Here is a 2,833-nt window from a genome sequence, read left to right on the forward strand (position 1 = left end):
GTGAGCCAGATCGGCTTGCCGGCCGGCACCCAGGCGGTGCTGCGGGTCTCGACGCCGCCGTCGCGCTCCATGTGCGGGCTCGACCACCACGCGACGAGATCCTTGGCCCGGTAGAGCCACGGCTTGCCGGCGGCGCCGTCGGTGATCGGCCGGCGCGCCTGGGCGGCCCGGTCGTCCGCGTCGGCGTAGTACCAGTCGAAGGCCTCGCCGGACGCGCCGCGCGCCTTGAGATAGGCCCGGTCGGCGATGTCGCCCGTCACCGCGAGGTCGGCGTGGTCCGGGTCGTCGCGCCAGTCGGAGACGGGCGGGTACCAGTCGATCCCCACGGCGCCGATGTTCGGATCGGCGAAGAGCGCGTCCAGGGGGAAGCGCACCGTGGCGCCGCCGTCGCGGACATGGGCGCCGTATTCGGTCCAGTCGGCGCCGTAGACCAGGGTGACCGCCGGGCCGAGGCGTTCGCGGAGCGCGGCGGCGAGGTCGCGCAGGGCGTCCACGGCCGGGTAGCCGGCGGCGCCGCGCACGCGGGTGAGGCCGACGAGTTCGCTGCCGATCACGAAGGCCGCGAGCGGCACCCCGGAGGCCGCCCAGCCGGCCGCGAGGCCGGCGTAGTGGAGCAGAGCGGCACGGTACCCACCCGCGAAGAAGGCCGCGACCTGCGCGTCGGCCGCGGCGGTCCCGTCCGGACTTCCCGGGCAGCCCGGGGCCGGATCGCAGGTGATGCGGCCGCGCCAGGGATAGGCGGGCTGCGCGGCGCCGGGGACGTGCGGGTCGGGCAGCGCATTGCCGGCCGGCACGTCCATCATGACGAACGGATAGAGCGACACCGCGAGCCCCCGGCGCGCCAGCTCGACCACCAGCCGGGTCAGGCCCGCATCCGCGGGGGTGCCGCCATAGGCCGGGCTGCCGTCCGGCAGGGTCGAGACCACCTCGGCCCGGTCGCGGGTGATCCCGGCAACGCGCCAATCCTCCGGCAGTGCGCGCTTGTGGGCGGCCTCGACCTTCGGCACGACCCGGCAGGATCCTGCCCGCAGGTCGGTGCCGAACCACGTCGCCACCACGGCGACCCGGCGCAGGTTCGGGCAGAGCGCCTGGAGGGAGTCGAGGGAGGCGACGACATCGGTGCCGCGCTGGAGCTGGTGCCGGTTGGCGGTCTCGGTCCGGCCGAGCCCGAGATCGACGGTGACCCGGTCCGGATCGAGGCCGAACTCGCTGGCGCCGGGGATCAGGTCGACGGCCCGCACCCGGGCGAACAGGCCGTTGACCGGGCGGATCACCTCGAAGGCGAATTGCGGGACGCGGTTGCCGAAGGTGGCGAGCGGCAGGTTCTCGAACACCACATAGGCGAGGCCGCGATAGGCCGGCGCGTTCTCAGCCCCCTCCTTGGCGACGATGAGCGGGTCGGGCTCCTGGCCGGGGCCGCCGGTATGGACCCGAAGGTTCAGGCCGACCTGGTCGATCTCCTTGCCGTCCGCCCAGATCCGGCGGACGAAGGCGATCTCGCCCTCGCACAGACCGACCGCGAGGTTGGCAAAGTAGGTGTAGCGGGTCGTGACGGTCCTCTGGCCGCCCGTCAGGCCGCCCATGGCCTTGGCGGGCGCGGCGGCGCGCTGCACCGCGGTGTTGGCGACCTCCCGCGGACGGGTCGCCCAGATCAGGGTGCCGCCGATCCGCGCCCGGCCGTAGACCCGCGGGATCGGATCGCCCTCGGTGGAGGTGAGCCCGGCCACGTCGGCGAGCCGCGGCCCTTCGACGAAGCGCGTAGACCGCCCGGACCCCGACAGGGCGCCGCCCAGCGCCGCGCCCGCGACCGAGCCGAGCGCCCGCCCGACCATGCCGCCGATCGGACCGCCGAGGGCGGTGCCCACCGCCGCGCCGGCCGAGGACAGGATCAGCGTCGCCATGGCGGGGCTCCGAGATCGACCTGTTCGCCATCGACTCGGCAGTCTCGATGCGCACCGCGGCCGGGCCGCAGGTCGGACTCGGCGACGCCGCGGCGGCCCGACGGGACGTCCGGAAACCGGAACACCCCCGTCACGTGCCGACGCCACCAGCCGGTGAGCGCCACCTCGGCGACCACCGCGCCGTCGTGGGCATGGATCATGGCGCCGTCGCCGGTGGCGATGGCGCAGTGGCGGGCCGGCAGGTGGCGGCGGAAGGCGAAGAGCAGGACGTCGCCCGGCCGCGGCGCGCAGGCCGCGGGCCTATCCGGCACCGGCACGAGGTGGCGGGCGGCCGCTTCGGTGAGGGGGTCGGTCCCGGGCGCGGCCGATTCCGCCCAGGTTCCTGAATAGGGGGGCGGCCCCTCCGGCTCGTCCCCGTAGAGCCCGCGCCAGACCCCGCGCAGCAAGCCCAGACAGTCGCACCCTACGCCCCGGAGCGAGGCCTGATGCCGGTAGGGCGTGCCCAGCCACAGGCGCGCCTCGCCGAGCGCCGCAACACCGATATCCCGCCGCATCGCGCTCATCGGAACAGGCTCCCGCCGTCGAGGACGTGGTCGGAGCCCGGCACCGCGCGCATCACCGCGTCGTTGCCGGGCATGTGCGGGAAGCCCTGGAAATTGACCGCATTGGCGAAGCGGTCGCGGCACGTGGCGAAGCGCTTGTCGCACCCGGCCGTGAGGCTGAAACCGTCGCCGACGGCGACCGGCCGGGGTGGCACGGTCCAGAGCTCGATCAGGGACCCGAGCTGGAGGCGCAGATCCGCCGCGAGCCCGGCATTGGCCCCCGCGGTCCAGGTGAGCCGCCCGCCGGTGAACAGGCCGTCCGCGAAGGCGCCGACGAGCGTCGCCGCGAGCGTGGCCGGCTCCGGCACGCCGGTCACCCGGCCGGTGGTC

The 2,833-nt window shown here is 75.2% G+C and carries 3 protein-coding genes; all 3 read right to left on the reverse strand.

The features are described 5' to 3' along the window. Window positions 1-1,901: glycoside hydrolase TIM-barrel-like domain-containing protein (locus I53_RS09205; RefSeq protein WP_043349516.1), on the reverse strand; the 1,901-nt coding region annotated here is incomplete at its 3' end. Beyond that, window positions 1,889-2,464 (reverse strand): NlpC/P60 family protein, encoded by a 576-nt coding sequence (locus I53_RS09210; RefSeq protein ID WP_051044738.1) that lies wholly within the window; start codon window positions 2,462-2,464, stop codon window positions 1,889-1,891. The genes I53_RS09205 and I53_RS09210, both read right to left, overlap by 13 nt. Beyond that, a partial coding sequence (locus I53_RS09215) for a phage BR0599 family protein (RefSeq protein WP_043349521.1) occupies window positions 2,461-2,833 on the reverse strand: 373 nt, incomplete at its 5' end. The genes I53_RS09210 and I53_RS09215, both read right to left, overlap by 4 nt.

This window comes from Methylobacterium sp. B1 (genome assembly GCF_000333255.1).
Taxonomy (GTDB): domain Bacteria; phylum Pseudomonadota; class Alphaproteobacteria; order Rhizobiales; family Beijerinckiaceae; genus Methylobacterium; species Methylobacterium fujisawaense.